Consider the following 25,991-nt stretch of genomic DNA (forward strand, 5'->3'; position numbering starts at 1 on the left):
AGAATAGCGGGACCGTTGACGACAAAGGGACAAGGTTATCATGCGCACACTAAATCGCCTGTTGCTGGCTGGCTTGTTTGCAATCGCACCATCGGCCGTGATGGCGGCGGACGATGCGCCATCGGCGGACCCGGATGTCACCATTCGCACGGAAGGCGATAAACTCATTCAGGAATACCGGCAAAACGGCTTTTTGTACGCCATCAAGGTCACCCCAAAGGTTGGCAAACCGTATTTCCTGGTGCGCGCGGATGGCTCGGAGGGAAACTTCGTCCGTTCCGACTACCCGGATATGCTGATTCCGGCGTGGGAAATTTTTAAGTGGTAAGTCGTCCTTAACTTTAATCGGCGCCGGCTCAACAGCGGCGCCCGTACTGGCAGCTTAAACATGTCTGTGTTCACCCCCCTGGCTCGGCCCGAGCTGGAAGCTTTTCTCGCCCCTTATGGCCTCGGCCGCCTGCTTGATTTCCAGGGGATTGCCGCCGGTAGCGAAAATACCAATTTCTTTATCAGCCTGGAGCAGGGCGAATTTGTCCTGACCTTGGTCGAGCGCGGTCCGGTTCAGGAGATGCCATTCTTCATTGAACTGCTCGACGTACTGCACGGCGCCGACCTGCCGGTGCCTTATGCCTTGCGCACCACAGACGGCGTGGCCTTGCGCGAACTGGCGGGCAAACCTGCGTTGCTGCAACCGCGCCTGGCCGGCAAGCACATCAAGCAAGCCAACGCGCAACATTGCGCGCAGGTGGGTGAATTGCTCGGCCATCTGCACCTGGCAACCCAGGCCAATATGATCAAGCGCAAAACCGATCGCGGCCTGGACTGGATGCTGGAGGAGGGCACGCAATTCCTGTCGCACCTCGGTGCCGAACAGAAAGACCTGCTGCAACGGGCGCTGGAAGAAATCACCCGGCAGAAAGAAAAAATCCTGGCACTGCCGCGGGCGAATATTCACGCCGACCTGTTCCGCGACAACGCGATGTTCGAAGGCACGCACCTGACCGGGCTGATCGACTTCTACAACGCCTGCTCCGGGCCGATGCTCTACGACGTGGCGATTGCCTTGAACGACTGGTGCTCGGACGACGTTGGCGTAATCGATGGACCGCGAGCGCGGGCCTTGCTGGGCGCTTACGCGGCCTTGCGACCGTTCACCGCCGCCGAAGCCGAGTTGTGGCCAACCATGCTGCGGGTGGCTTGCGTACGGTTCTGGTTGTCACGCCTGATCGCAGCGGAGTCGTTTGCCGGACAGGATGTGTTGATTCACGATCCGATGGAATTTCAATTGCGATTGGCACAGCGACAGACAGTCAACACGCCTTTGCCTTTCGCCCTTTAAAGGCTTTGACCTGTGGGAGCGAGCTTGCTCGCGATAGCGTCGGGTCAGTCAACATTGATGTTGATGTAATGCCGCCTTCGCGAGCAAGCTCGCTCCCACAGGGTCTGGTGTCGGTTACAGTGACTCCAGGCACCCCGCCAGATCATTCCCCAATTTCTCCAACACCTGCTCATAGCCCTGGCCAGTCGCCGGCGTGTACCCGCCCAGCGCATCCAGTTCAGCCAGTTTCACCGGCAAACCCGCCACCAGTGTTTCCGCCAGACGGGGCCGCAGCGGCGGTTCGCTGAACACGCAGGTCTTGCCGACTTCCTGCAATCGCGCGCGCATCGCCGCGACATGCTGGGCACCGGGTTGCACTTCGGCCGCGACGCTGAACACACCCACGTGCTTGAGGCCGTAGGCGTCTTCGAAGTAGTCGAAGGCTTCGTGGAAAACGAAGTAGGGCTTGCCCTGAACATCGGCCAGGCGCTTCTTCAGGCGCGCATCCAGTGCATCGAGACGCTCGTCGAAGGCTTTCAGATTGCTCTGATAGCGCGCGGCATTTGCAGGATCGGCGGCACTCAGGTCAGCCGCCATTTTCGTGGCGATGACCCGGGCATTGACCGGCGACAGCCACAAGTGCGCATCCAGGCTGCCCGGACGGTGATCGTGGTCGTGTTCGTCGGCTTCTTCAGCGTGGGAGTGGTTATCTTCGGCAAAGTGACGCAGTTTCATGCCCGGCAAATCCTGCACGGCGACGTTGGGCAACGTACGACCATTGAGCACCCGTGGCAGGAAGCCCTCCATGTCCGGGCCGATCCAGTACAGCAGGTCCACCGATTGCACCTTGCGTACGTCGGAAGGACGCAACGCATAGTTATGTGGTGAGGCACCCGGTGGCAGCAAAACCTCGGGGATCGCCACGCCATCCTGCACCGCCGCGGCGATCAGTTGCAGAGGCTTGATGCTGGTAAGGACCTTGACCTCGGCCTGCGCCGAACCGATCAGCAGAAAACTTGCGATAAATGCGACAAAAACAGAAAAAAGTCGGGACACGATGACCACTCGAAGAGGCGAGAACGGGTAACATAATAACGTCTCTCACAAACCTCGTCGCCGCTCATGCTAAAAACACCGATCGCCAGCCGTCCCCACGACCACTCACATTGCGTTCACAGCGCTTTGTCCGAGGCCGATGCCCTGTGCGCACGTCAAGGTCTGCGCCTGACCGCGTTGCGCCGGCGAGTGCTGGAGCTGGTGTGGCAAAGCCACAAGCCTTTGGGTGCCTACGACATTCTCGCGGTCCTCAGCGAACAGGACGGTCGTCGCGCCGCACCGCCGACGGTGTACCGCGCGCTGGATTTCCTGCTGGAAAACGGCCTGGTCCATCGGATTTCCTCGCTCAACGCCTTCATCGGCTGCAACCACCCGGAACATGCTCACCAGGGTCAGTTCCTGATCTGCCGTGTGTGCCACGCCGCGATCGAACTTGAGCAAAAATCCATCAGCGACGCGATCATCGCCAGCGCCAGGGATGTCGGGTTTGTCGTCGAAGGCCAGACCGTTGAAGTGGTCGGTCTCTGCTCCGGTTGCCAGGGGGCTTGATGAGCAACGCGCTGATCCGTCTTGAGCAGGTTGCCGTCACGTTCGCCGGGCAACCGGTGCTGGACAACATCGAACTGAGCGTCGAGCCGGGGCAGATCGTTACCCTGATCGGCCCCAACGGCGCAGGCAAAACCACCCTGGTGCGTGCCGTGCTCGGCCTGTTGAAACCGGACAGCGGCAGCGTCTGGCGCAAGCCGAAATTGCGGGTCGGTTACATGCCGCAAAAACTCCATGTCGATCCGACCCTCCCGCTGTCGGTCCTGCGTTTCCTGCGCCTGGTACCGGGGGTGGACCGTGCGATGGCCTTGGCTGCACTCAAGGAAGTCGGCGCCGAACAGGTGATCGACAGCCCGGTGCAAAGCGTTTCCGGTGGCGAAATGCAACGTGTGTTACTGGCCCGTGCCTTGTTGCGCGAACCGGAACTGCTGGTACTCGACGAACCGGTACAGGGCGTCGACGTGGCCGGCCAGGCCGAGCTGTACAGCCTGATCACCCGCCTGCGTGACCGTCATGGTTGCGGTGTGCTGATGGTCTCCCACGATTTGCATCTGGTGATGAGCACCACGGACCAGGTGGTTTGCCTCAATCGTCACGTATGCTGTTCCGGCCATCCCGAGCAGGTCAGCGGCGATCCGGCTTTCGTCGAGCTGTTCGGAAAGAACGCACAAAGCCTGGCGATTTATCACCACCATCACGACCACGCCCACGACTTGCATGGCTCGGTGGTCAAGGCGCCCGCGTCGGGCCAACCCCATGTTCACGGAGATAGCTGCAAGCATGGCTGATTTTCTGCTCTACGCCCTGCTTGCAGGCCTGGCCCTGGCCGTCGTCGCAGGCCCGCTGGGGTCTTTCGTGGTCTGGCGGCGCATGGCCTATTTCGGCGACACCCTGTCCCACGCGGCATTGCTCGGCGTGGCCCTGGGCTTTTTGCTGGATGTCAGCCCGACCGTTGCCGTCACTGTTGGCTGCTTGCTGTTGGCGGTGATGCTGGTGACGTTGCAACAACGCCAGCCGCTGGCATCCGACACACTTTTGGGAATTCTCGCACCCAGCACGCTCTCTCTGGGCCTGGTGGTACTAAGCTTCATGCACGAAGTGCGGATCGACCTGATGGCTTATCTGTTCGGTGACCTGCTGGCGATCAGCCCGACCGATCTGGCCTGGATTCTTGGCGGCAGCGCGGCGGTACTGGTCTTGCTGGTTACGTTGTGGCGCCCATTGCTGGCGATCACGGTGCATGAAGAACTGGCCAGGGTCGAAGGTTTGCCCGTGGCGGGATTGCGCCTGGCGTTAATGCTGTTGATCGCCGTGGTAATTGCCGTGGCGATGAAAATCGTCGGCGTGTTGCTGATCACTTCGTTGCTGATCATCCCGGCGGCTGCGGCACAACGTCATGCTCGCTCGCCGGAACAGATGGCACTGGGCGCGAGCCTGCTGGGCATACTCGCCGTGTGTGGCGGGCTGGCGCTGTCCTGGTTCAAGGACACCCCGGCTGGCCCGTCGATTGTGGTGACGGCCGCCGCGCTATTTCTGCTGAGTTTTGTTCTGCCCCGTCGAGGGGTGTAGACTTGCTCGTTTTTTGCGCAAATAGAGAGTCGCAGGAATGAAGTCGTTCGCCTCCCGTTATCTGCTCCTTGTCGCATTTTCTTTGCTGCTGGGCGCCTGCCAAAGCACGCCACCGGCGGCCACCGAGGCCGCCGATGCGCGGGCCGCGGCCATCGTACAACTGGAACAAAACATCGCCAGCGATGAACTGGCCATCGCCGAAGACCAATTGGCAGCCTTGCAGGCCGAATCGCCCAACGATGCTTCCCTTGAGCAATACCAGCGGCAGCTGGCCGAAGCCTATCTGCGCCGCAGCCAGATCGTGCTGCAAAAGGGTGACGTGGATGCCGCAGCAACTGCCCTGAGCCGTGCCCGCGCGTTGATGCCCAAGGCTCCGGCACTGACCGGCGGAGTCAACGGCTCGATTGCCCAGGCGCGCAAGGCCGAACTGGAAAGAGCCGAAGCCGCCCTCAAGGCTGCCGAAGCCAAGCCAAAAGCCAAGGTTATCGACCTGACGGCTGAAAGCACCACGGTCGTGCTCAATATCAACGATATGGGCAAACTGCGTCGCCAACTGGATGCCATTGCCGCCGATGTGGTGAATTTTCAGTGCGACGTGAGCATTCAGGCTCCACGCACTAATGATTACCCTTGGCTGGCCAACTTGCTGACCAAACGGGTGAAGAAACTCGATCCTGAGTTTGATCTGAAGCTGGAGCGGCAGATTTTGCGCAGTGTCCCGGCGCAGATGGTTCTAACACCTCGTAAATCTTAAAAGCATCGCGAGTACGCTCGCTCCCACAGGGTTTCGGGTTGCCCACACATTTTGTGACCAACACATCTCTACTGTAGGAGCGAGCTTGCTCGCGATGGCGGTCTCCCTGGCTTCGCAGATCTTCAGGCCGGAATCGCCTTGGCCTTCGCCTCCCTGTCCCAAACCCGATGCTGCCCACCATGTCGAAGTTGCCTTCGGCCTTGGGTGAGTTTCTTCAGCCGTTCCTTTTTTCTGACCTTTGATCGCGTTATTGCCAAATGACAGGACAAATACGAAATAAATGCTAAGAACCTCTATACGGACAGGCTAAAATGCGCGCCCGGCTAACCGCTGATCCTTTTCTAACGCGCCCCACAAGGTTCGCTACGTGATCGAGTTTCAAAACGTCCATAAAACCTACCGCGTCGCCGGTAAGGAAATCCCCGCCCTGCATCCGACCAGTCTGACGATTGAGAACGGGCAGGTTTACGGCTTGATCGGTCATTCCGGCGCAGGAAAAAGTACCCTGCTGCGTCTGATCAATCGCCTGGAAAACGCCAGTGGCGGCAAAATCACCGTCGACGGTGAAGAAGTCACTGCACTCGACGCCAACGGCCTGCGCCGCTTCCGTCAGCAGGTCGGGATGATTTTCCAGCACTTCAACCTGCTGGCCTCCAAGACTGTCGCCGACAATGTCGCGCTGCCTCTGACCCTGGCCGGCGAATTGTCGCGCAGCGAGATCGATTCGCGCGTGGCCGAGTTGCTGGCGCGGGTCGGCTTGTCCGACCACGCGAAAAAGTACCCGGCGCAATTGTCCGGCGGGCAGAAGCAGCGTGTCGGCATTGCCCGTGCGCTGGCGACCAAGCCAAAAATCCTGCTGTGCGACGAAGCCACCAGCGCCCTCGACCCGCAAACCACCGCATCGGTCCTGCAATTGCTGGCCGAGATCAATCGCGAGCTGAAACTGACCATCGTGTTGATCACCCACGAGATGGACGTGATCCGCCGGGTCTGCGACCAGGTAGCCGTGATGGACGCCGGCGTGATCGTCGAGCAAGGCTCGGTGGCCGAAGTGTTCCTGCATCCGAAGCACCCGACCACCAAGCGCTTCGTGCAGGAAGACGAGCAGATCGACGAAAGCGAACAGCGTGACGACTTCGCTCACGTACCAGGCCGCATCGTGCGTCTGACCTTCCAGGGCGACGCGACCTACGCGCCGTTGCTGGGCACCGTCGCCCGGGAAACCGGTGTGGACTACAGCATCCTGGCCGGTCGCATCGACCGCATCAAAGACATCCCCTACGGGCAACTGACCCTGGCCGTGACCGGCGGTGACATGGAAGCAGCCTTCGCCCGCTTCACCGCAGCCGACGTCCACATGGAGGTGCTGCGCTAATGGAAGCCCTGACAAGTTTCTTCGCCAATATCGACTGGTTCGAAATCTGGCTGGCCACCGGTGACACCTTGCTGATGCTGGGTGGTTCGCTGTTATTCACCGTACTGCTTGGCCTGCCGCTGGGTGTGCTGCTGTTCCTGTGCAGCCCGCGCCAGTTGCTGGAAGCCAAAGGCATCTACGCGATGTTGTCGCTGGTGGTGAACATCCTGCGCTCGCTGCCGTTCATCATCCTGCTGATCGTGATGATTCCGTTCACCGTGTTGATCACCGGTACCTCCCTTGGTGTCGCCGGTGCAATTCCGCCGCTGGTAGTGGGTGCCACGCCGTTTTTCGCGCGCCTGGTGGAAACCGCCCTGCGTGAAGTGGATCGCGGCATCATCGAAGCGACCCAGGCCATGGGCGCGACTACACGACAGATCATCACCAATGCCTTGCTGCCTGAGGCTCGTCCGGGCATCTTCGCGGCGATTACGGTGACCGCCATTACACTGGTGTCCTACACGGCGATGGCCGGTGTCGTTGGCGCTGGTGGTCTGGGTGACCTGGCGATCCGTTTCGGTTACCAGCGTTTCCAGACCGATGTGATGGTGGTGACAGTGGTGTTGCTGCTGGTACTGGTCCAGGTACTGCAAACCGTTGGCGACAAATTGGTCGTCCACTTTTCCCGTAAGTAAGACATGAGCCGGCCATTCGCTGGCAGGCGCCAAACGGGCGCCTCACATGGAGTTAGCTGAATGAAAAAACTACTCGTGGCCTTCGCGGCCGTTGCGGCATTCTCTGCCCACGCTGAAACCCTGACCGTCGCGGCCACTCCGGTTCCGCACGCCGAGATCCTCGAATTCGTGAAGCCGGCCCTGGCCAAAGAAGGCGTGGACCTGAAGGTCAAGGTATTTACCGACTACATCCAGCCAAACGTGCAGGTCGCGGAAAAACGCCTGGACGCCAACTTCTTCCAGCACCAGCCGTACCTGGATGAGTTCAACAAGGCCAAGGGCACCCATCTGGTTTCTGTGGCTGGCGTGCATCTGGAGCCCCTGGGCGCTTACTCCAGCAAGTACAAGACCATCGCTGAACTGCCTGGCGGTGCCAACGTGGTCATCCCGAACGACGCTACCAACGGCGGCCGTGCGCTGTTGCTGATGGCCAAGGCCGGCCTGATCAAGTTGAAGGATTCGAACAACATCCTGTCGACCGTCAAGGACATCACCGAGAACACCAAGGATCTGAAAATCCGCGAACTGGAAGCCGCGACCATCCCGCGCGTGCTGACTCAGGTCGACCTGGCGCTGATCAACACCAACTACGCGCTGGAAGCCAAGCTTGATCCGGCCAAGGACGCGCTGTTCATCGAAGGCAGTGACTCGCCTTACGTGAACATCCTCGTTGCCCGTCCAGACGACAAGGACACCGATGCGATGAAGAAACTGGTGGCTGCCCTGCACAGCCCGGAAGTGAAGGCCTTCATTCTCGAGAAGTACAAAGGCGCGGTGGTGCCGGCGTTCTGATCGAACTGCTGCAATGCAAAAGGGGATGCCAAGTGCATCCCCTTTTTTGTGCCTGGAAATACGGCCCCAGTGGGAGCGAGCTTGCTCGCGATGGGGCCATAACATTCAACATCCAAGCTGACTGATACACCGCCATCGCGAGCAAGCTCGCTCCCACAGGGTTTGGTGGTGTTTTCAGTTGCGCTTGAGCATCACCGGCAACTGCGCCACCAGCTTCGCATTGTTCAACGGCGCCCGAATGAACCCACGCTGTGTCCCATCCGGCCCGATCACCGCGAGGTTGCCGCTGTGATCAACGGTGTAGTTCGGCTTGCTCGTGTCCGCCGGAATGAACGGAATGCTCACCGCGTTGGCGATCGTTTGCAGTTCATCGGTCGACGCCGGGGTCAGGCCGATGAACTGCGGGTCGAAGTAGCCCAGGTACTGCTTGAGCTGCTTGGGCGTATCGCGGTTCGGGTCGACGCTGACCAGCACAATCTGCAATTTATCCACAGCCTCGGGTGGCAATTCGCTCTTGATCTGCCGCAACTGGGCGAGGGTGGTCGGGCAGATGTCCGGGCAGAAGGTGTAGCCGAAGAACAGCAGGCTCCACTTGCCTTTCAATTCATTGATCGCGACCGGCTGGCCGTCCTGATTGGTCATCATCACGTCCGGCAGATTACGGCTCTGCGGCAGCAAGATGATGCCGGCGTCGATCAGTGCCGTCGGATCGCCCTGGTTTTTCCCGGACAGCACCTTGTTGACGGTCAGGCCCAGGATCAGTGCGACCAGGGCGACAAGTATGAAGACGGTTTTCTGGGTTCGAGTCATAGGTTCAACAATAGGTAGTGGTCTACGAGCAGGGCGATAAACAGCAGGAACAAGTAGTAGATAGAGTACTTGAACGTGTTGATCGCCGCGTGCGGCCGAGTGCCACGGTACAGCACCACGGCCCATTGCAGAAACCGCGCGCCCAGCCCGAGCGCACAGACCAGGTAGAGCGTGCCGCTCATGTGGATCACATAAGGCATCAGGCTGACGGCAAGCAATGCGAAGGTATAAAGCAGGATGTGAATCTTGGTGTAGTGCTCGCCATGGGTGACCGGCAACATCGGGATGTCGGCCTTGGCGTATTCCTCCTTGCGATGGATCGCCAGCGCCCAGAAGTGCGGCGGGGTCCAGGCGAAGATGATCAGCACCAGCAGCAGCGGTTCGGCGCTGACGTGACCGGTGGCGGCGGTCCAGCCGAGCAATGGCGGCGCGGCACCGGCCAGACCACCGATGACGATGTTCTGCGGGGTCGCGCGCTTGAGGAATCCGGTGTAGACCACCGCGTAGCCGAGCAACGAGGCGAGGGTCAGCCACGCGGTCAGCGGGTTGGTGAACGCCAGCAGCATGGCTTGCCCGAGGACCGCCAATACCAGCGCGAACGTCAGCGCGGCGGTCGGCGAAACCCGGCCTTCGGCGAGCGGCCGCTTGTGGGTGCGCGCCATCACCGCGTCGATGCGCCGGTCCACCACATGATTGACCGCCGCCGCGCCACCGGCACACAGGGCGATGCCCAGATTGCCGAAAATCAGCACCGTCCACGGCACCCCGGCGCGGGTCGCGAGGAACATCCCCACCAGCGAAGTGATGAGCATCAGCACCACGACTTTGGGCTTGGTCAGTTCCAGGTAGTCACGCCAGATCGCCTGACTGGGACGTTCGCCGATCAGAATCGCCATGGCATTTCTCCTTTTATTGTTATGGGCCCGGCTGAGTGTTTACGTGGGCTGAAGTGCCAGCGCGCTTGCTTGACCCGAACCAGACTGGTTCGGGCGTGGTAATTGACCAGCACCATGGTCAGCAACAGCGCCGCGCCGCCCGCGTTATGCGCGACGGCCACCGGCAGCGGCAGATGGAACAGCACGTTGCTGATGCCCAGGGTGATTTGTGCGCCGAGGGCGATCAGCACCAGGCCTGCCAGGCGCGTCATGCCAACCGCCTTCAGTTGCCAGGCGAGACCGAGCAATACCAGGGTGACCAGTAACGCGCCGATGCGATGAGTCAGGTGAATGGCCGTACGGGCATCGCTGTCCAGTTGCCCGCCGAGGTAGTTCGGGCCGATGTGCTGGGTCAGGTGAAAGCCGTTGGCGAAGTCCGCCGCTGGCAACCACTGGCCGTGGCAGGTCGGAAAGTCGATGCAGGCCACGGCGGCGTAATTGGAACTGACCCAGCCCCCGAGGGCGATTTGCCCGATCACCAGCAACAGCCCTGCCGTCGCCCAGTGCTGTAAACGTCGTGGCACCGTCAACGCCGGCAGTACGCCGGACAGGCGCAAGGTCAGCAGAAACAACAGGCTCAAGGTCGCGAAGCCGCCCAGCAGATGCCCGGTGACCACCTGCGGCCAGAGCTTGAGCGTTACCGTCCACATGCCGAACGCGGCCTGACCAAAAACCACCGCCAACAGGAACAACGGCAGCTTCACCGGCTGTCCGGGATGGCGGCGATGCACCCACGCACGACCCGCCAACACCGCGATTAACAGCCCCAGCGTGCCGGCGGAGTAGCGGTGGATCATCTCGTTCCAGCCCTTATGGGCCTCGACCGGAGCGTCCGGGAAATGCAATTCGGCATGGGCCAGTTGGGCTTCGCTTTTCGGCACGCTGATGAAGCCATAGCAGCCGGGCCAGTCCGGGCAGCCGAGGCCGGCGTGGGTCAGGCGGGTGTAGGCGCCGAGCAACACCACAATCAGTGCCAGCAAGGTGGCAAACAACGCGAGGCGAAATCCAGGCTTGGCCATGACGATGCCCTTATCCGATGTTCGACAGTTTCAGCAGGTGGCGCAGATCGTTGAGCAAGTCCTTGCCCTTCACCGACGGGTCGTAGCGCAGCACCAGATTGCCGTGGGGGTCGATGATCCACAGGTGCGGCACGTCATTGCTCTGAGCGCCTTTTGTGTAGGCAGGCAAGTCCAGTGAATAATGTTGCAACTGCGGGTACTCGCGTTGAAGTTTAGTCTCGTAATCACTGTTCAGCGTCTGCGCGGTGGCCAATGCATGGCTGGCGCGGGACGCATCGCGGCCCAGGCCGATCTGGATTTGCCGCGCCAGATACACCAGTTGCTGGCAGTCCACCGCGCAATCCTTGGGCGCGGTCACCAGTATCTGCCAACGCTCTTCCTGGGCCTGCACGCCGATGTCCGCCCGGGTCTGACCGTTACCGATCAGCTCGCCGTGATAACTGCGGCCCTCGGGCACCCAGAAATTCAGCTTGTACATGCCGGTGGCAAGGATCATCGGACCGATCACCCCGAGCAGGATCAGCAGCAGTTGCATACGGCCCTTGCGCCGGTTCACCAACGGTTTCGCCTCAGACATGCTGGGTGGATTCATGGCCGCTCCCATGGTGTTTCTCCTTTGCGTTGTGCCAGCCGAGATAGAGATAAAGACCGAACAGGACGATCGCCATGGCGAACCACTGCACGGCATAAGCGATGTGTTTTTCCGGGCCCATGGCGACTACGGGCCAGTCGGCCTGGTAGATGGCGGGTCCGGGTTCGGCACGTAGTTCGTAGGCAAAGCCTTCGCGATTCAGTGCTGTCCAGAGCTTGTCTGGCTCAACGGCCGTAATCAGCTTCGGCCATGTCAACGTTGTGGGATCTGCGTGCAATTGGAACGTCGCCCCAGGGGAGACGTAGACCCACGCGTCAAGGCTTACCGCCTCGGTGGGTGTCTTGAATTGCGGTGGTGTGCGGCGCTCCGGCCAAGGCAACCAGCCGCGATTGACCAGCAGCCAAAGCCCGGTGGCCTGATCGTGAAAGGGTTGCAACAGCTCGACGCCAACCCTGCCGTTGCGTTGACTGTTATCCAGCAGCAGGCTGTGTTCGGCATCGAACCGGCCGTACAGGTGAACCCGACGGAAGGCCGGGTCTGTCGTGTGTTGCAGTTCGGTGCTGGCCATCGGCTCGGCGGCCCGCCGCTCGGTGTAGCTTTGCAGCAGCGCGCTTTTCTCCGCGCCCCGACTCAACTGCCAGAACCCCAGGGACACCAGTAGCGGCAGCAGCAGCGCCACCACCAGCGTTGGCACGATACCTGGCCGAAAGCACTTCATGGCATTGCCAGAAAATCGGTCATCGCGATAGCTATACTCAAGTACATCGCTTGTCCCCCCGGAGTCTCACCATGCTCAAAGCAGCCATCGTCCTGATGCTGATTGCCACGGTTGTCAGCCTGTTCAGCGGCCTGTTTTTTCTGGTCAAGGACGACAGCCGCTCAAACCGCCTCGTCATTGCCTTGAGTGTTCGTGTGACCCTGGCCGCCCTTACCCTTGGCTTGATTGCCTGGGGCTTTTTCAGCGGCCAGCTGGTTTCCAATGCCCCCTGGTAACTGCTGCTTTAAAGCACATAGACGAAAACAAACAGCCCGATCCACACCACATCCACGAAGTGCCAGTACCAGGTCGCCGCTTCGAAACCGAACTGGTGCTCGTTGTCGAAGTGCCCGCGCATGATCCGCATCAGCATCACGAACAGGATGATGGTGCCGATGGTGACGTGGGCGCCATGGAACCCGGTGAGCATGAAGAAGGTCGCGCCGTAGATGCCCGAGCCCAGGGTCAGGCCCAGTTCGCGGTAGGCGTGCATGTACTCTTCGGCCTGGAAGATGAGGAACGCACTGCCGAGCAATACAGTGAGCGCCAGCCAGAGTTTCAGTGCGCCGCGATGGCCCTTTTTCAAGGCATGGTGGGCGATGGTCACGGTCACGCTGGAACTGACCAGCAACACGGTATTGAGCAGCGGCAGGCCCCAGGGGCTAATGACTTCCTTGGGCGGCGGAAACAGTTTCGAGTCGGGGTTGCTCAGCAGCGGCCAGGTGAACTGGAAGTTCGGCCACAGCATGTGCGCCATGCCTTTGGCGCCTTCACCACCGAGCGCCGGTCCGGAGATTTGACGCACATAAAACAGCGCGCCAAAAAAGGCGATGAAGAACATCACCTCCGAGAAAATGAACCAGCTCATGCCCCAGCGGAACGAGCGATCCATCTGTGCGCTGTACAAGCCGCCGCGACTTTCCTTGATCACCGTGCCGAACCAGCCAAACAGCATGTAGGCCAGCAACAGCCCACCGACGAAAAAGATCAGCGGCCCGTGGGATTCCGGACGCGCTGCTTTCAGATCATTGAACCAGGTGGCCAGGCCAAACACCGTGACGAACATCCCGACCGTGGCGATGATCGGCCATTTGCTCTGGGCCGGGACGTAATAATGTTCATGAGTTGCCATTTATTGTTCTCCTTATCGGGCACGCTCAGCCGCCAGTGTTTACAGCTACCGGTGGATGTCGGGCGGTGATATCGAACAGCGTGTAGGACAGCGTCAGGTGCTTCACATCCTTGGGCATGTCACGATCAACGATGAAACGTACCGGCATTTCGATCCGCTGACCGGGCTGCAGCACTTGCTGGGTAAAGCAGAAACATTCGGTCTTGTGGAAGTACGCCGCCGCATTGCTGGGCGCGATACTCGGCACGGCTTGGGCGCTCATCGGCTTATCGGTGGGGTTGTGGGCGATGAAGATCATCTCGTTCACCGCCCCCGGGTTCGCGGTCAATTCGTCATGTTTGGGATAAAAGTCCCACGGCATGTCGGCGGTGTTGGTCGACAGAAACTGCACGCGTACCTGCCGCGAGGTGTCGACCGTTTGCTCACCCTCGTACTGCCCGCCGGTCTTGCCATTAATGCCGAAGGCCTTGCACATCACGTCGTAGATCGGCACCAGGGCAAAGCCGAACACAAACATTGCCACCACCACGGTCAGCAGGCGCGTGACCAGTTTCTTCATCGAAATCGAGTCAGCCATGATTTCCGCACAACCCTGCAGGAGCGAGCTTGCTCGCGAAAAACTTGAGAGCGCCGTGGTGTGTCAGGCTTCCAGCGTCATCGTTGACGACCATCGCGAGCGAGCTCGCTCCTACAAAGGGCCAGGCGTTCATTTCACTTCCGGCGGCGTGGTGAAGGTGTGATACGGCGCCGGCGACGGGATGCTCCACTCCAGACCTTCAGCCCCATCCCACGGCTTGGCCGGTGCCGGCGCGCCGCCGCGAATGGTCTTGATCACGATGAACAGGAAAAAGATCTGCGTGGCGCCGAACATGAATGCGCCGATCGACGACACCATGTTGAAGTCGGCGAACTGCAGGTTGTAGTCCGGAATCCGTCGTGGCATGCCCGCCAGCCCCACAAAGTGCATCGGGAAGAAGGCCAGGTTCATGCCGATGAACGACAGCCAGAAATGCAGCTTGCCGAGGGTTTCGTCATACATGTGGCCGGTCCATTTCGGCAGCCAGTAGTAGGCCGAGGCGAAGATCCCGAAGATCGCCCCCGGCACCAGCACGTAATGGAAGTGCGCGACCACGAAGTAGGTGTCCTGGTACTGGAAGTCCGCCGGGGCGATGGCCAGCATCAACCCGGAGAAACCGCCGATGGAGAACAGGATCACGAACGCCACGGCAAACAGCATCGGCGTCTCGAACGTCAGCGAGCCCTGCCACATGGTGCTGGCCCAGTTGAACACCTTCACGCCCGTCGGCACCGCAATCAGCAACGTGGCGTACATGAAGAACAACTCGCCCACCAGCGGAATGCCGACCACGAACATGTGGTGCGCCCAGACGATGAACGACAGGAACGCGATACTCGCCGTGGCGTAGACCATCGAGGTGTAGCCGAACAGTGGCTTGCGCGAAAAGGCCGGAATGATCGAGCTGACGGCGCCGAAGGCCGGCAGGATCATGATGTACACCTCGGGGTGACCGAAGAACCAGAACACATGCTGGAACAGCACCGGGTCTCCGCCACCGGCGGCACTGAAGAAACTGGTGCCGAAGTGGATGTCCATCAGCATCATCGTCACGCAACCGGCCAGTACCGGCATCACCGCAATCAACAGGAACGCGGTGATCAGCCAGGTCCAGACGAACAACGGCATTTTCATCAGCGTCATGCCGGGGGCGCGCAGGTTGAGGATGGTGGCGATCACGTTGATCGCGCCCATGATCGAACTGATCCCCATCAAGTGGATGGCGAAAATGAAGAAAGTCACGCTTTCCGGTGCGTAGGTCGTCGACAGCGGCGCATAGAACGTCCAGCCGAAGTTCGGCCCGCCACCGGCAGTGAACAGGGTCGACACCAGCATCAGGAACGCCGCCGGCAACAGCCAGAAGCTGAAGTTGTTCATGCGCGGCAGAGCCATGTCCGGCGCGCCGATCATCAGCGGGATCATCCAGTTGGCGAGGCCGACGAAGGCCGGCATCACCGCACCGAAGACCATCACCAGACCGTGCATGGTGGTCATCTGGTTGAAAAATTCCGGCTGGACGATCTGCAGCCCTGGCTGGAACAGCTCGGCGCGAATCACCATCGCGAACGAACCGCCAAGCAGGAACATGGAGAACGCAAACCACAGGTACAACGTACCGATGTCCTTGTGGTTGGTGGTCAGCACCCAGCGCATCAGGCCTTTTGCGGGGCCATGGGCGTGGTCGGTGGCGGTATGAACATGCTCATCGATTACAGCAGTCATGTCCTGTCTCCTGCAAACAGATGGACTGGGCAGGCCGGGGTGCGTAGCCCCGACCGGTTCCTTACGTGCGCAATAGACCGGGTCATTTGCTTTCCGCCTGTTTCAGCTCCAGCACTTCTTTAGGCGTGACCATGTCGCCCTTGTTGTTGCCCCAAGCGTTACGTTCATAGGTCACGACCGCCGCGATATCGACCTCCGAGAGTTGCTTGCCGAATGCGGCCATGGAAGTGCCAGGCTTGCCGTGGAAAACAATGCTCAGGTGAGCGTCTTTCGGTCCGGTGGCGATTTTCGAGCCCTTGAGTGCCGGGAACATCGGCGGCAGACCCTGGCCTTCGGCCTGGTGACAGGCCACGCAGGTGGTGTGATAGACCTTGTCGCCGCGCTCCTTGAGCTCCTCGAGCGTCCATTCCTTGCTGGTCAGCTCTTTGAGCTGCGCGGCCTCGGCCTTGCGATCGGCCAGCCACTTTTCGTAATCGGCCTTTTCCTTGACCTCGACCACGGTCGGCATGAAGCCGTGATCCTTGCCGCACAACTCGGCGCACTGGCCACGGTAGATGCCGGGCTTGTCGATACGGGTCCAGGCTTCATTGACGAACCCGGGAATCGCATCGCGCTTGACCGCGAAAGCCGGCACCCACCAGGAGTGGATCACGTCGGCGGAGGTCACAAGGAAGCGCACCTTGGCACCGACCGGCAGCACCAATGGCTTGTCGACTTCGAGCAGATAGTGCTCGCCCTTGGCTTCCTTGTTGTGGATCTGATCCTGGGGGGTGGTCAGGTTGCTGAAAAACTCGACGTCCTGGCCCAGGTATTTGTAGTGCCACTTCCACTGGTAACCGGTGATCTGGATGTCGATATCCGGCTCACTGGCGTCGTACATCTTGATCAGGGTCGCGGTAGCGGGAACCGCCATGGCCACCAGGATCAGGAAGGGCACGATGGTCCAGAGGATTTCGACGGTGGTGCTTTCATGAAATTTGGCGGCCACCTGCCCGGTCGAGCGGCGGTGGAGAATCATCGACCAGAACATGGCACCAAATACGATGATGCCGATCACCACACAGATCCAGAAAATGATCATGTGCAGGTCGAATACTGCGTGACTGATTTCAGTCGCTCCAGGCGCCATATTCACAGTCCAGGCCGCTTGCGCCTGACTGAAAATCGACCACAACAGGAGGCCCATCCAGACATGTGGATGTCGCATCATTGCGGGTTCCCCTTATCGTTCTTGTTATCCCGCCGGCTTTCACCTGCGGCAAGGGAGCGGCTGCATCAGACTACGAACTTGAGCACCGGGCCTTGCTGCATATGCAGTCGGGCGTCATCAGCTAACTCCATTCCACCCCGAGTATAGACAGCGACTCTCACCTCGCAATGCGAAGGCGTAAATGATCTGAAACAGCATTAACTTGCGTTGCAGGGCACGAATGGAGAAGGATGCAGACGAGTGGTGGCAAATCGATATAACGGGACCGTCTCAAGGATGAAATAATTATGACAAATGCGTCTTAGCATTTTTCGTAAGCCAGCTAAGTTATGTCTTCCCTATTTCATTGCCTTGTTTCCTGGAGTTTTCATGAACACCGCCGCATTGCGCGAGCAGATCCAAACAGCCCAACAACACGAAGCAGAGACCGGTCTGCTGACGCGTCAACTGGAAAGCAAACTGGCTCATCTGCACCCGGCGATCCAATTGCCGGAGGCCGATACCAAAGGCGTACTGACGCGATTTGTCGCCGCCTACATCGAAGAAGTGCCTGATCTGCTGGATGCAGCCAATGAAGTCGCCAGGGAAGCGGGCATTGAGTCACAGATCAAACCGGTGCTGAAAATCGCCGAGCAGTACTTCCTCCAGCCGCCAGCCATCATGGCCGGCCATGCCGGGCTCGACAGTCTGCTGGATGAAGCCTATCTGGCGCATCGGTTTGTCGAAGAGGTCAACGACCTGTACATCAAGCATCTTGGCCAGCCACTGATCCCCTTGGACATGACTGTTGCCAACCTGATTGCTCACCAATTGATCGGTGAGACGTTCGCCAACCAACTGGACGAAGTGGTGCATCACGCCATCGACGAGATGCTCAACGACGAAACCTTCGCACTGGAGTCCGTGGAAGCCTACCGCGAGAAGCTCAACAGCCCGGACACCGGCGCCGCGTGGAAACGCTGGCCGTGCATGTCCCGCCGTTTGGGCGTAGGCCTGGAACTGGATCAACCGGCGGCTTGATTCACCGGTAAACACAATCCCCTGTGGGAGCGAGCTTGCTCGCGATGAGGCTATGTCATTCAACATCAAAGTTGACTGATCTACCGCCATCGCGAGCAAGCTCGCTCCCACATCGGGCCTCAGCCAGCCGCACCTATGCCCGTGTTGGTACGAACCCTGCCTTCAAGTCTGCGCTTCAGCCCCCGCGATTCAATCAACAGCTTCGAACCCTTGGCCGCATTCGCCCGGCCCCACTCCTCCAGAAGCTCCAGACACGAGTGATCGATGTAGCTCAGGTTGTTAAGCGGCACATGCACCGTCGCGCCTGGTGGAATACTACCCAGCACCTGGGTCAGCGCCGGCACTTTGAGGAAGGTCGCCGCGCCCACCAGGCGCAATTCCATTTCCCCTTCCTGAGGCAGGTCGATCAGGCTGATTTTCAACCGCGAAGCTTTCAGCGCCAGTTTCACCAGCGTCAGGCCGAAGCCAATCAATACGCCAGTCAGCAGGTCCGTGAAAACGATGGCGAGCGCGGTTGCCGCATAGGTGAACATCGGCGCCCGACCATACCGGCCCAAACCACGGAATACCTTGAGATCCACCAGCTTGAAACCGGTGTACACCAGCACGCCCGCCAGGCTCGCCACCGGAATGCTTTGCAGCACGCTGGACAGCAACAGTACGAACGCCAACAACCACAGGCCGTGGAAAATGGTCGAAAACCGCGTGGTTGCGCCAGCCTGAACATTCGCCGAACTGCGTACGATAACGCCGGTCATCGGCAACGCTCCAAGCAGGCCACACAGCATGTTGCCGATACCTTGCGCCGACAATTCCCGGTCGAAGTCCGAGCGCTGACCACTGTGCATGCGATCAACCGCGGCGGCTGAGAGCAAGGTTTCGGCGCTCGCGATGAAAGCCACGGCAAACGCCGCGATCAGCAAGGTCGGATCAGCCAGGTTGAGCAGATCCTCTGGCTTGAGCCAGTCGATGGCCTCCGTCAGGTTGGCCGGAACCTCAACCCGTTTGACCTGCAACGCCAGCATCAGGCTGGCAAGCGTGGCCAGACCGACCCCAAGTAGCGCGCCAGGAACGAAGCGCAGGGATTGCGGACGGAATTTATCCCACAGCCACATGACGGCGATTGTCGACAAACCGAGCAACCCGGCTTGCCAGCCAAACGTGGGCAACGCCAGAGACAGCGCCGCCGGGAAGGCCGCCAGGTTATCCAGACCCGAAGGTTTGGGCACGGCATCCAGCATCACATGCACCTGAGACAGGATTATCAGCACGCCAATCCCGGCCAGCATGCCGTACACCACCGCGGGTGCCGTCACTCGAAACCAGCAGCCCAGCTTCAATCGGCCAGCCACCAGTTGCAGCAAACCCGCCAACAACAGTATCGGCCCGAGCATGGCGATGCCGTGCTGGCGGACCAACTCGAACACCAGAACGGCCAGGCCCGCCGCCGGGCCGCTGACTTGCAGTGGCGAACCGGCCAACCAGCCGACCACCAGACCACCGATGATGCCGGTGATCAGGCCTTTGGCCGGCGGCAGCCCCGAAGCAATCGCGATGCCCATGCACAGAGGCAGGGCGACCAGAAACACAACCACCGAAGCCAGCAGCTCCCGTGGCAGAACAGCTTTGAGTCGAGCAGCACGCATGGTGAGTCTCCCGAAATTTTTCTTCAGGCATGGCAAAGCCAGGCTGCCTGAACGGCAGCCTCGGCTGAACCACACAACGATTTAGGAGGATTTAGAAGCGCGCTTTGGGCGTCGCCACGGGAATTGGCAGGCTGCCATTGAGCGGCAGGAAACAGCCTTGATCTGCGTCGTACGCTTTGATTTCGCTGGTTTCGATGTTGTAGACCCAGCCGTGAATAAATAGCTGACCGTTGGCCATGCGCGAAGCCACCGACGGATGGGTGCGCAGATGCTGCAACTGGGCGATCACATTCTCTTCAGTGAGGATGTGCATGCTTTCGCTTTCGCTGGAGCAGTTGCAGTTCTCTTGCACCATGGTTTTGGCCACTTCGGCATGACGCAGCCAGGCTTTGACCGTGGGCATTTTTTCCAGACTGTCCGGGTTGAGCACCGCGCGCATGGCGCCGCAGTCGGAATGCCCGCAAATGATGATGTGATGCACCCCAAGAGCCAGTACGGCGTACTCGATGGCCGTGGAAACACCACCGTTCATTTGCCCGTAAGGCGGCACGACGTTGCCGACGTTACGGGTCACGAACAGGTCGCCGGGGGAGCTCTGGGTAATCAGCTCGGGAACGATGCGCGAATCGGCGCAGGCGATGAACATCGCTCGTGGCCGCTGGGCCGTGGCGAGTTTCTTGAAGAGCTCTTCCTGTTGAGGAAAGATCTCATGATGAAAATGCAAAAAGCCGTCAACGATATGCTGCAACGCTGCATCGGCGGTTTCGGCCTCGGGTTGGGCTGAAGCCGACGCAGCCAACGACTGTTTATCCTTGTCACTCATCAATTCATCCTCATTGGCGGGCTCAGGGAGTCATCCCGTGTGGTCCGGTGTGAAGCCAGTGGCTGGTTAAAAAACATCCAGGCCAAACATCTCGACCCATCAGTCACTCGATGAACAAGGTAGCGGCCGAATCTTAATTGAAACTGAATAAAACGCTCTAGAATGCGTGTTACAGGTCACAAAAAACGTGACCAGCCTAAGACGCGAGCGCGATCTTCAGTACTCAACCATAGGCCAATTGTCCTCAAATCAACGACATTTGGCGACCAGGCGGACAAAAGGCATTGCAGTCCAGGTCAAAGCCTTCCCGGCGATTGAGCCCCAGGCGCTTGATGGCTTTGGCAAAACGCTGTGCCAGCAGGTCGGCGAAGGGACCTTCGCCGCGCATTCGAGCACCAAAGCGGCTGTCGTAGAGTTCACCGCCACGGCTCTGGCGAATCAGGCTCAGCACATGCGCCGCCCGTTGCGGATAGTGGGCGCCCAGCCATTCTTCGAACAGCGGCGCCACTTCCAGCGGCAGACGCAGCATCATGTAGGCGGCGCTTTGTGCTCCGGCGCCGTGAGCCTCGGCGAGCAGGCTTTCGAGTTCGCTGTCGTTGATCATCGGAATCATCGGTGAACACAGGACGCCCACCGGAATGCCCGCCTCGCGCATGACCCTGATCGCCCGCAACCGGGCCTTGGGCGCTGCGGCGCGGGGTTCAAGGATGCGTTTGAGATCGTCGTCCAGGGTGGTCAGGCTGATCATCACCGCCACCAGGTTTTGCTGTGCAAGTTCGGTCAGCAGGTCCAAATCGCGAAGGATCAGCGAGCCTTTGGTGACGATGGTCACGGGATGGCGATATCGCAGCAGTACTTCGAGGGTATGCCGGGTGATCCTGTATTCACGCTCGATCGGCTGATAGGGGTCGGTGTTGGAGCCGAGGTTGATCGGCGCACATTGATAGCCGCGTTTGGACAGTTGTTGCTCCAACACATCCACAGCGTTGATCTTGGCGATCAGCTTTGTCTCGAAATCCAGCCCGGGCGACATGTCCCAATAGGCATGGCTTGGCCTCGCGTAGCAGTAGATGCAGCCATGCTCGCAACCGCGATAGGGATTGATCGATCGATCGAAGGGCAAGTCCGGCGACGTATTGCGGGTAATGATGGTTTTCGCCGTTTCAATGCTCACCTCGGTGCCCTGGGTGAGCGGTACTTCCTGATACCAGCCGTCGTCCTCAACCACCGAATGGCTGGGGGCAAAGCGGTTGTGCGGGTTGGTTGCGGTGCCGCGGCCGCGGGGAGGCAGAGAGCTAACCATCAGCGGACTCCTTGATCTGTATATCCATACAGTAACCGACTCACTGCCTGTCGACCAGTACCGCTCAGCCCTTCATCTGACAAAGGGGCATCATGATGCTTACTTGTTCATTGATAATCAGAAAACTCAGGAAACATATAGTCAGTGGTTAGATTCAATACCCAACCGTATATTCAACCCAACAGGCAATACCCTCAACAGCAATCAAATAAAAGGATTTATTAATGTCTTTCTTTAATCAACGCGGTATTTTCCTTCAACTCATGAAACCAGGCCCTTCGGAACCCAACACCTTGGTTTCTTTGCAACTGGCTCGCAAAGAGTTGAGTTGGGATGCGGAAAATGAAATGCAAGTTGAAAAGCTGGTCGACTCAACTTACTACACCGCCACTTCCACCGACCTTGGCAACTCTTTCAGCATCCGGACCGTGGGCAAGGATGTCGATGGAGACGGGACCATCGATGCCGACGACAAAGCCAAGTTACAGGCGCTGGCAAAGGCTTATGCCAGTATCGTCAATCCCTGAGCCCTGACTTTCCGATCACTGGAAAGTGCTATTGCCGAATGCATGCGGGCTCCCGCATGCATTCCAGACAGCCTGGAGGATAAAAATGTCAATGCTCATAAAAACTGGTGCTTATCTACAACAAAAAGAAACGACGAAAGGTGTGCAGGTAATTATCAAGCTAATAAGGGCAGGCGAGTATCCGAACAAAACAATGGAGCAATTCGCTGATATTCTCGCAAGCGCTCCCTCAGTGACACTCCATATAAAAGACGAAGGCAAGACTTCAAAGCTCGATTTTGATCCTTGGTCCGATATCAATGTCACTCCAGACAATAGCATCGACGAAAAGGACATTGCCGCCCTTACACAACTTGCACTCGCTTTTTATCATCAACAAATAATTGCCCCAGAGGGCATAGCGTACCTTTATCGTCTTCCCGCTGAATCACCCGAGCTTCGAGTAGACGTTGAGGAATTTGAAATTGACGAAGATGATCATCAACTGTATAGCCTCGGTGTGTACGAAACCAAATCTGCGAATGCCGGCTCGTCTTTTGAAGGCCGCAAGCGCAACCCTTTAACTGGACAGGTGTTTAACTATGGGGGCGGACTGAACGAGCTGCTCAAATCCTTCATCAAACTGAAACTATAACCTGAGCGCGGACTTCACGATTCTTTGACAGTCAGCTCACAGGCCTTTGACCGTGCATGGCTGATCCTTGCCACCATCTTCCCGTCCCTTTCTGAACGGTCGCTCAAGCATGCTTTTTCCACGTTTTTTATCTGCAATATGCTTGTCGCTGGTTGTGTTCGCTAACCTGACACCGGCACTTGCTGACGACAGTGTGATGCAGCGTCCAGCAGACTGGGCTCAACAGATAGAGAAGCAATACAACCTCTTCCAGATGTCGCCGACGCTCTATCGCAGCGCCTTGCCGGACAAGGGCGCGGTGCCGCTGCTGGAGAAACTCAAGGTGGGTACTGTGATCAATTTCCTGCCCGAAGCAGACTCCAGTTGGTTGTCCGCGCCAGGCATCACGCAAGTACAACTGCCTTATCGCACCAACCATGTGGATGACGCCGATGTGCTCAAGGCCTTGCGCGCCATTCGGTCCGCCGAAGCCAAAGGCCCGGTGCTGATGCACTGCAAACACGGTTCCGACCGTACCGGCCTGATGGCCGCCATGTACCGGGCTGTCATCCAGGGCTGGACCAAGGAGGAGGCCCTGAACGAAATGACCCAGGGCGGCTTTGGCGACAGCACCCACTTCAAGGACGGAATTCGCTACATGATGCAGGCCGACGTGGAAAAACTGCGCACGGCCCTGGCCAATGGCGATTGCAGTACCAGCCCGTTCGCTGCATGTTCAATGAAGAGCTGGTTCAAGTCCGCTCATATCGAGTAAAAAAGCCCCCGTTGCATTGCGCAACGGGGGCTTTTTTCACTCAGTTTTGTTCGTCAGGCTTTTTCTTCAGCTTCGGATTCGGGAAGAACTGAACCGGCTGAACCTTGGTGTCGGCAGGTTTGGGGGCGCTGGTGTTCACCCGCGTACCCAACTCCTTGGGCACCGACAGCCCTTGCTCATTGAGTGTGTCGGAGTAACCGCAGGCCACGCACTCTCGGTGCGGGACCTGGTCTTCATTCCACATCATCAATTTATCCGGCTCGCTGCATGCCGGGCAGACCGCCCCGGCGATAAAGCGTTTTTTCGTAATCACAGGTCCCTCACTCATGCTGCCGCGCCCTCACTCAGGCCGCTGTGGCGCAAGAGTGCGTCAATTGATGGCTCACGACCACGGAAGTCGACGAACAGCACCATCGGCTCCTGGGAGCCGCCACGGGCCAGGATTGCTTCGCGGAACGCACGACCGGTGTCGGCGTTGAGCACGCCTTCTTCTTCGAACTTCGAGAACGCATCGGCCGACAGCACTTCAGCCCACTTATAGCTGTAGTAACCCGCGGCGTAACCGCCAGCGAAGATGTGCGCAAAGCTGTTGGGGAAGCGGTTGTAGGCCGGCGGACGCATCACCGAAACCTCGTCACGCACGCCTTCAAGCACTTGCAGCACGCTGCGGCCGTCGCCATGGGTGGCGTGCAGTTCGAAGTCGAACAGCGAGAACTCCAGTTGGCGCACCATCATCAGGCCGGACTGGAAGTTTTTCGCCGCAAGCATCTTCCCAAGCAGGTCCTGAGGCAGCGGTTCGCCGGTTTCATAATGACCGGAAATCAGCGCCAGGCCTTCCGGCTCCCAGCACCAGTTTTCCATGAACTGGCTCGGCAGCTCGACCGCATCCCAAGCCACGCCGTTGATGCCGGACACGCCAGCATGCTCGACGCGGGTCAGCAGGTGATGCAGGCCGTGACCGAACTCGTGGAACAGGGTGGTGACTTCGTCGTGGGTGAGCAGCGCAGGCTTGCCGCTGTCGGCCGGGGTGAAGTTGCACACCAGGTTGGCTACCGGGCTTTGCAATACACCACCAGCGGTGCGACGACGGTCGCGGGCGCCATCCATCCAGGCGCCGCCACGCTTGTTGGCGCGAGCATAGAGGTCGAAGAAGAAGCGGCCGACGTGCTGGCCGTGTTCCTTGATTTCAAACAGGCGGACATCCGGGTGCCAGGTGTCGAAGCCTTTCTGCTCGGCAATCTCGATGCCGTACAGGCGCTGGACGATGGCGAACAGGCCGCTGAGTACCTTGTCGATCGGGAAGTAGGCGCGCAGGGCTTCCTGGGCGACGCTGTAACGCTGTTCACGGAGTTTTTCGCCGTAGAAACCGCTGTCCCAGCTTTGCAGATCCGGGCAGCCCTGTTCGGCGGCATAAGCCTTGAGCTGTTCCAGATCCTGGGCAGCGAACGGTTTGCTGCGCTTGGCCAGGTCGCGCAGGAAACTCAGCACCTGATCGCTGGACTCGGCCATTTTGGTCGCCAGGCTCAACTCGGAGAAACTGCTGAACCCCAAGAGTTTTGCCAGTTCCTGACGCAGGTCGAGGATTTCTTCCATGACCGGGCCGTTGTCGTTCTGGCCGGCATTCGGCCCCTGGTCCGACGCCCGGGTGCAGTACGCGGCGTAGACTTCTTCACGCAGCGCGCGGTCCTGGGCGTAGGTCATCACCGCGTAATAGCTCGGGAATTCCAGAGTGATCAGCCAGCCGTCCAGATCCTTGGCCTGAGCCGCGGCGGCCATTTGCGCTTTGGCCGAATCAGTCAGGCCGGCGAGGGCGGCTTCATCGGTGATGTGCTTGGTCCAGGCCTGAGTGGCATCGAGCAACTGGTTGGAAAAACGGCTGCCCAATTCGGACAGCTTGCTCTGCACTTCGGCGTAACGCTTTTGTTCGGCTTCCGGCAGGTCGATACCCGACAGACGGAAGTCACGCAGGGAGTGTTCCAGGATAGTTTTCTGCGCCACGTCGAAGCCGGCGGCCTCCGGGCTGCTGGCCAGGGCTTCGAAAGCCTGGAACAGTTCGCGGTTCTGACCCATTTCAGTGGAATAGGCGCTCAAGGCAGGCAGGCACGACTCGTAGGCTTCACGCAGTTCGGCGCTGTTGCACACGGCATTGAGGTGGCTGACCGGGCTCCAGGCGGCGCCCAGACGGTCGTTGAGTTCGTCCATCGCCAGCACCAGGCCAGCCCACGTTGGCTGTTTGACCTGGGTCTTGAGGATCTCGACGATAGCGGCACGGTTGTCAGCCAGGATCTGTTCAATGGCCGGTTGTACGTGTTCGGCGCGGATGGCGGAGAACGGCGGCAGGTCATAGGACTGCAAAAGAGGGTTGTTCACGCTCACGGTTGATACCTTGGCTGGAGAAACATGCAGC

General features: G+C 59.3%; 29 protein-coding genes and 1 pseudogene. 14 read left to right on the plus strand and 16 right to left on the minus strand.

What is annotated here, in order from left to right:
* Window positions 1-40 precede the first annotated feature (40 nt).
* The gene (locus AC1RP7_RS03365; RefSeq protein ID WP_057712597.1) at window positions 41-328 is read left to right on the plus strand and encodes a DUF2782 domain-containing protein; all 288 of its coding nucleotides are present in this window, start codon (window positions 41-43) and stop codon (window positions 326-328) included.
* Between the two features lie 60 nt (window positions 329-388).
* A complete protein-coding gene (locus AC1RP7_RS03370; RefSeq protein ID WP_493181452.1) occupies window positions 389-1,339 on the plus strand; it encodes a homoserine kinase in 951 nt (316 codons plus the stop codon).
* Between the two features lie 114 nt (window positions 1,340-1,453).
* On the opposite strand, the gene znuA is transcribed toward AC1RP7_RS03370, so the two are convergent.
* A complete protein-coding gene (gene znuA, locus AC1RP7_RS03375) occupies window positions 1,454-2,374 on the minus strand; it encodes a zinc ABC transporter substrate-binding protein ZnuA (protein ID WP_174245497.1) in 921 nt (306 codons plus the stop codon).
* Between the two features lie 66 nt (window positions 2,375-2,440).
* Here znuA and zur point away from each other — a divergent pair, with 66 nt between their 5' ends.
* From zur to AC1RP7_RS03410, 7 genes are all read left to right on the plus strand, one after another.
* A complete protein-coding gene (zur, locus tag AC1RP7_RS03380; RefSeq protein ID WP_008045818.1) occupies window positions 2,441-2,923 on the plus strand; it encodes a zinc uptake transcriptional repressor Zur in 483 nt (160 codons plus the stop codon).
* On the plus strand, window positions 2,923-3,708 hold the full coding sequence (gene znuC, locus AC1RP7_RS03385) for a zinc ABC transporter ATP-binding protein ZnuC (protein WP_007989407.1): 786 nt from the start codon (window positions 2,923-2,925) through the stop codon (window positions 3,706-3,708). Before zur ends, znuC begins: the two co-directional genes overlap by 1 nt.
* Complete coding sequence (znuB, locus tag AC1RP7_RS03390) at window positions 3,701-4,489, plus strand: zinc ABC transporter permease subunit ZnuB (protein ID WP_057712600.1); 789 nt, start codon at window positions 3,701-3,703, stop codon at window positions 4,487-4,489. The genes znuC and znuB overlap by 8 nt, the downstream gene beginning before the upstream one ends.
* Window positions 4,490-4,526: 37 nt before the next feature.
* A complete protein-coding gene (locus AC1RP7_RS03395; RefSeq protein WP_057712601.1) occupies window positions 4,527-5,243 on the plus strand; it encodes a PA5502 family lipoprotein in 717 nt (238 codons plus the stop codon).
* Window positions 5,244-5,610: 367 nt separating this feature from the next.
* A complete protein-coding gene (locus AC1RP7_RS03400; protein ID WP_057712602.1) occupies window positions 5,611-6,618 on the plus strand; it encodes a methionine ABC transporter ATP-binding protein in 1,008 nt (335 codons plus the stop codon).
* Entirely contained in the window at window positions 6,618-7,292 is a 675-nt protein-coding gene (locus AC1RP7_RS03405; protein WP_057712603.1) for a methionine ABC transporter permease, read from the plus strand. Before AC1RP7_RS03400 ends, AC1RP7_RS03405 begins: the two co-directional genes overlap by 1 nt.
* Window positions 7,293-7,352: 60 nt before the next feature.
* A complete protein-coding gene (locus AC1RP7_RS03410) occupies window positions 7,353-8,123 on the plus strand; it encodes a MetQ/NlpA family ABC transporter substrate-binding protein (protein ID WP_223501678.1) in 771 nt (256 codons plus the stop codon).
* A 174-nt stretch (window positions 8,124-8,297) separates the two neighbouring features.
* Here the strand turns inward: AC1RP7_RS03410 and AC1RP7_RS03415 are convergent, their stop codons facing one another.
* From AC1RP7_RS03415 to AC1RP7_RS03435, 5 genes are read right to left on the minus strand one after another with little or no spacing between them, the layout of a single operon-like run.
* On the minus strand, window positions 8,298-8,933 hold the full coding sequence (locus AC1RP7_RS03415) for an SCO family protein (protein ID WP_057712605.1): 636 nt from the start codon (window positions 8,931-8,933) through the stop codon (window positions 8,298-8,300).
* The gene (gene cyoE, locus AC1RP7_RS03420; protein WP_008045805.1) at window positions 8,930-9,829 is read right to left on the minus strand and encodes a heme o synthase; all 900 of its coding nucleotides are present in this window, start codon (window positions 9,827-9,829) and stop codon (window positions 8,930-8,932) included. Before cyoE ends, AC1RP7_RS03415 begins: the two co-directional genes overlap by 4 nt.
* On the minus strand, window positions 9,817-10,887 hold the full coding sequence (locus AC1RP7_RS03425; RefSeq protein WP_150812643.1) for a COX15/CtaA family protein: 1,071 nt from the start codon (window positions 10,885-10,887) through the stop codon (window positions 9,817-9,819). The genes cyoE and AC1RP7_RS03425 overlap by 13 nt, the downstream gene beginning before the upstream one ends.
* A 10-nt stretch (window positions 10,888-10,897) precedes the next feature.
* The gene (locus AC1RP7_RS03430; protein WP_493181451.1) at window positions 10,898-11,491 is read right to left on the minus strand and encodes a PA_0111/PP_0108 family redox-active disulfide protein; all 594 of its coding nucleotides are present in this window, start codon (window positions 11,489-11,491) and stop codon (window positions 10,898-10,900) included.
* Entirely contained in the window at window positions 11,457-12,197 is a 741-nt protein-coding gene (locus tag AC1RP7_RS03435; protein WP_493181450.1) for an SURF1 family protein, read from the minus strand. The genes AC1RP7_RS03430 and AC1RP7_RS03435 overlap by 35 nt, the downstream gene beginning before the upstream one ends.
* 71 nt (window positions 12,198-12,268) lie before the next feature.
* Between AC1RP7_RS03435 and AC1RP7_RS03440 the strand changes: the two genes are divergently transcribed.
* Window positions 12,269-12,472 carry a twin transmembrane helix small protein gene (locus tag AC1RP7_RS03440; protein ID WP_057712609.1) on the plus strand — a complete coding sequence of 68 codons (204 nt, stop codon included), beginning with the start codon at window positions 12,269-12,271 and terminating at the stop codon, window positions 12,470-12,472.
* An 8-nt stretch (window positions 12,473-12,480) separates the two neighbouring features.
* Here AC1RP7_RS03440 and AC1RP7_RS03445 read toward each other — a convergent pair whose 3' ends face one another.
* The 5 genes and pseudogenes from AC1RP7_RS03445 to coxB form a co-directional block, all read right to left on the minus strand.
* Complete coding sequence (locus tag AC1RP7_RS03445) at window positions 12,481-13,368, minus strand: cytochrome c oxidase subunit 3 (RefSeq protein ID WP_057712610.1); 888 nt, start codon at window positions 13,366-13,368, stop codon at window positions 12,481-12,483.
* A 25-nt stretch (window positions 13,369-13,393) separates the two neighbouring features.
* Window positions 13,394-13,945, minus strand: a complete 552-nt coding sequence (locus AC1RP7_RS03450; RefSeq protein WP_056726726.1) for a cytochrome c oxidase assembly protein — start codon at window positions 13,943-13,945, stop codon at window positions 13,394-13,396.
* Between the two features lie 7 nt (window positions 13,946-13,952).
* Window positions 13,953-14,078 (minus strand): annotated as a pseudogene (locus tag AC1RP7_RS03455) (outer membrane lipoprotein carrier protein LolA); the annotation flags it as partial.
* A complete protein-coding gene (gene ctaD / locus AC1RP7_RS03460; protein WP_057712611.1) occupies window positions 14,075-15,667 on the minus strand; it encodes a cytochrome c oxidase subunit I in 1,593 nt (530 codons plus the stop codon). The pseudogene AC1RP7_RS03455 and the gene ctaD, both read right to left, overlap by 4 nt.
* Window positions 15,668-15,749: 82 nt before the next feature.
* Window positions 15,750-16,877: a cytochrome c oxidase subunit II gene (gene coxB / locus AC1RP7_RS03465; protein ID WP_223501673.1), complete on the minus strand. Its 1,128-nt coding sequence runs from the start codon at window positions 16,875-16,877 to the stop codon at window positions 15,750-15,752.
* Between the two features lie 369 nt (window positions 16,878-17,246).
* Between coxB and AC1RP7_RS03470 the strand changes: the two genes are divergently transcribed.
* Window positions 17,247-17,897, plus strand: coding sequence for a hypothetical protein (locus AC1RP7_RS03470; RefSeq protein ID WP_057712613.1), 651 nt, complete (start codon window positions 17,247-17,249; stop codon window positions 17,895-17,897).
* Window positions 17,898-18,016: 119 nt separating this feature from the next.
* On the opposite strand, the gene AC1RP7_RS03475 is transcribed toward AC1RP7_RS03470, so the two are convergent.
* The 3 genes from AC1RP7_RS03475 to AC1RP7_RS03485 all read right to left on the minus strand — a co-directional run bounded on the left by AC1RP7_RS03475 (window position 18,017) and on the right by AC1RP7_RS03485 (window position 21,669).
* Window positions 18,017-19,543: a SulP family inorganic anion transporter gene (locus AC1RP7_RS03475; protein WP_090452320.1), complete on the minus strand. Its 1,527-nt coding sequence runs from the start codon at window positions 19,541-19,543 to the stop codon at window positions 18,017-18,019.
* Window positions 19,544-19,634: 91 nt separating this feature from the next.
* The gene (locus tag AC1RP7_RS03480; protein ID WP_218494534.1) at window positions 19,635-20,366 is read right to left on the minus strand and encodes a carbonic anhydrase; all 732 of its coding nucleotides are present in this window, start codon (window positions 20,364-20,366) and stop codon (window positions 19,635-19,637) included.
* A gap of 244 nt (window positions 20,367-20,610) precedes the next feature.
* Complete coding sequence (locus AC1RP7_RS03485; protein WP_218494535.1) at window positions 20,611-21,669, minus strand: PA0069 family radical SAM protein; 1,059 nt, start codon at window positions 21,667-21,669, stop codon at window positions 20,611-20,613.
* Window positions 21,670-21,893: 224 nt separating this feature from the next.
* On the opposite strand from AC1RP7_RS03485, the gene AC1RP7_RS03490 reads away from it, so the two are divergent.
* The 3 genes from AC1RP7_RS03490 (at window position 21,894) to AC1RP7_RS03500 (ending at window position 23,584) form a co-directional block, all read left to right on the plus strand.
* Entirely contained in the window at window positions 21,894-22,196 is a 303-nt protein-coding gene (locus tag AC1RP7_RS03490; RefSeq protein WP_057712616.1) for a hypothetical protein, read from the plus strand.
* A gap of 85 nt (window positions 22,197-22,281) precedes the next feature.
* Entirely contained in the window at window positions 22,282-22,830 is a 549-nt protein-coding gene (locus tag AC1RP7_RS03495) for a hypothetical protein (protein WP_493181449.1), read from the plus strand.
* A 109-nt stretch (window positions 22,831-22,939) separates the two neighbouring features.
* On the plus strand, window positions 22,940-23,584 hold the full coding sequence (locus AC1RP7_RS03500) for a phosphatase domain-containing protein (RefSeq protein WP_349735883.1): 645 nt from the start codon (window positions 22,940-22,942) through the stop codon (window positions 23,582-23,584).
* A 40-nt stretch (window positions 23,585-23,624) separates the two neighbouring features.
* On the opposite strand, the gene AC1RP7_RS03505 is transcribed toward AC1RP7_RS03500, so the two are convergent.
* Both AC1RP7_RS03505 and prlC read right to left on the minus strand, forming a co-directional pair.
* Complete coding sequence (locus tag AC1RP7_RS03505; RefSeq protein WP_057712619.1) at window positions 23,625-23,912, minus strand: YheV family putative zinc ribbon protein; 288 nt, start codon at window positions 23,910-23,912, stop codon at window positions 23,625-23,627.
* Window positions 23,909-25,960, minus strand: coding sequence for an oligopeptidase A (prlC, locus tag AC1RP7_RS03510; protein WP_057712620.1), 2,052 nt, complete (start codon window positions 25,958-25,960; stop codon window positions 23,909-23,911). Before prlC ends, AC1RP7_RS03505 begins: the two co-directional genes overlap by 4 nt.
* Window positions 25,961-25,991 lie beyond the last annotated feature (31 nt).

This window comes from Pseudomonas sp. GW822-FHT01E03 (assembly GCF_058802985.1).

What these genes read in the sequence shown, in the direction of transcription:
- AC1RP7_RS03365 (WP_057712597.1), top strand. Translation starts at nt 41, where the DNA reads ATGCGCACACTAAATCGCCTGTTGCTGGCTGGCTTGTTTGCAATCGCA.
- AC1RP7_RS03370 (WP_493181452.1), top strand. Translation starts at nt 389, where the DNA reads ATGTCTGTGTTCACCCCCCTGGCTCGGCCCGAGCTGGAAGCTTTTCTC.
- zur (WP_008045818.1), top strand. Translation starts at nt 2,441, where the DNA reads ATGCTAAAAACACCGATCGCCAGCCGTCCCCACGACCACTCACATTGC.
- znuC (WP_007989407.1), top strand. Translation starts at nt 2,923, where the DNA reads ATGAGCAACGCGCTGATCCGTCTTGAGCAGGTTGCCGTCACGTTCGCC.
- znuB (WP_057712600.1), top strand. Translation starts at nt 3,701, where the DNA reads ATGGCTGATTTTCTGCTCTACGCCCTGCTTGCAGGCCTGGCCCTGGCC.
- AC1RP7_RS03395 (WP_057712601.1), top strand. Translation starts at nt 4,527, where the DNA reads ATGAAGTCGTTCGCCTCCCGTTATCTGCTCCTTGTCGCATTTTCTTTG.
- AC1RP7_RS03405 (WP_057712603.1), top strand. Translation starts at nt 6,618, where the DNA reads ATGGAAGCCCTGACAAGTTTCTTCGCCAATATCGACTGGTTCGAAATC.
- AC1RP7_RS03410 (WP_223501678.1), top strand. Translation starts at nt 7,353, where the DNA reads ATGAAAAAACTACTCGTGGCCTTCGCGGCCGTTGCGGCATTCTCTGCC.
- AC1RP7_RS03415 (WP_057712605.1), bottom strand. Translation starts at nt 8,933, where the DNA reads ATGACTCGAACCCAGAAAACCGTCTTCATACTTGTCGCCCTGGTCGCA.
- cyoE (WP_008045805.1), bottom strand. Translation starts at nt 9,829, where the DNA reads ATGGCGATTCTGATCGGCGAACGTCCCAGTCAGGCGATCTGGCGTGAC.
- AC1RP7_RS03425 (WP_150812643.1), bottom strand. Translation starts at nt 10,887, where the DNA reads ATGGCCAAGCCTGGATTTCGCCTCGCGTTGTTTGCCACCTTGCTGGCA.
- AC1RP7_RS03430 (WP_493181451.1), bottom strand. Translation starts at nt 11,491, where the DNA reads ATGGGAGCGGCCATGAATCCACCCAGCATGTCTGAGGCGAAACCGTTG.
- AC1RP7_RS03435 (WP_493181450.1), bottom strand. Translation starts at nt 12,197, where the DNA reads ATGAAGTGCTTTCGGCCAGGTATCGTGCCAACGCTGGTGGTGGCGCTG.
- AC1RP7_RS03440 (WP_057712609.1), top strand. Translation starts at nt 12,269, where the DNA reads ATGCTCAAAGCAGCCATCGTCCTGATGCTGATTGCCACGGTTGTCAGC.
- AC1RP7_RS03445 (WP_057712610.1), bottom strand. Translation starts at nt 13,368, where the DNA reads ATGGCAACTCATGAACATTATTACGTCCCGGCCCAGAGCAAATGGCCG.
- AC1RP7_RS03450 (WP_056726726.1), bottom strand. Translation starts at nt 13,945, where the DNA reads ATGGCTGACTCGATTTCGATGAAGAAACTGGTCACGCGCCTGCTGACC.
- ctaD (WP_057712611.1), bottom strand. Translation starts at nt 15,667, where the DNA reads ATGACTGCTGTAATCGATGAGCATGTTCATACCGCCACCGACCACGCC.
- coxB (WP_223501673.1), bottom strand. Translation starts at nt 16,877, where the DNA reads ATGATGCGACATCCACATGTCTGGATGGGCCTCCTGTTGTGGTCGATT.
- AC1RP7_RS03470 (WP_057712613.1), top strand. Translation starts at nt 17,247, where the DNA reads ATGAACACCGCCGCATTGCGCGAGCAGATCCAAACAGCCCAACAACAC.
- AC1RP7_RS03475 (WP_090452320.1), bottom strand. Translation starts at nt 19,543, where the DNA reads ATGCGTGCTGCTCGACTCAAAGCTGTTCTGCCACGGGAGCTGCTGGCT.
- AC1RP7_RS03480 (WP_218494534.1), bottom strand. Translation starts at nt 20,366, where the DNA reads ATGAGTGACAAGGATAAACAGTCGTTGGCTGCGTCGGCTTCAGCCCAA.
- AC1RP7_RS03485 (WP_218494535.1), bottom strand. Translation starts at nt 21,669, where the DNA reads ATGGTTAGCTCTCTGCCTCCCCGCGGCCGCGGCACCGCAACCAACCCG.
- AC1RP7_RS03490 (WP_057712616.1), top strand. Translation starts at nt 21,894, where the DNA reads ATGTCTTTCTTTAATCAACGCGGTATTTTCCTTCAACTCATGAAACCA.
- AC1RP7_RS03495 (WP_493181449.1), top strand. Translation starts at nt 22,282, where the DNA reads ATGTCAATGCTCATAAAAACTGGTGCTTATCTACAACAAAAAGAAACG.
- AC1RP7_RS03500 (WP_349735883.1), top strand. Translation starts at nt 22,940, where the DNA reads ATGCTTTTTCCACGTTTTTTATCTGCAATATGCTTGTCGCTGGTTGTG.
- AC1RP7_RS03505 (WP_057712619.1), bottom strand. Translation starts at nt 23,912, where the DNA reads ATGAGTGAGGGACCTGTGATTACGAAAAAACGCTTTATCGCCGGGGCG.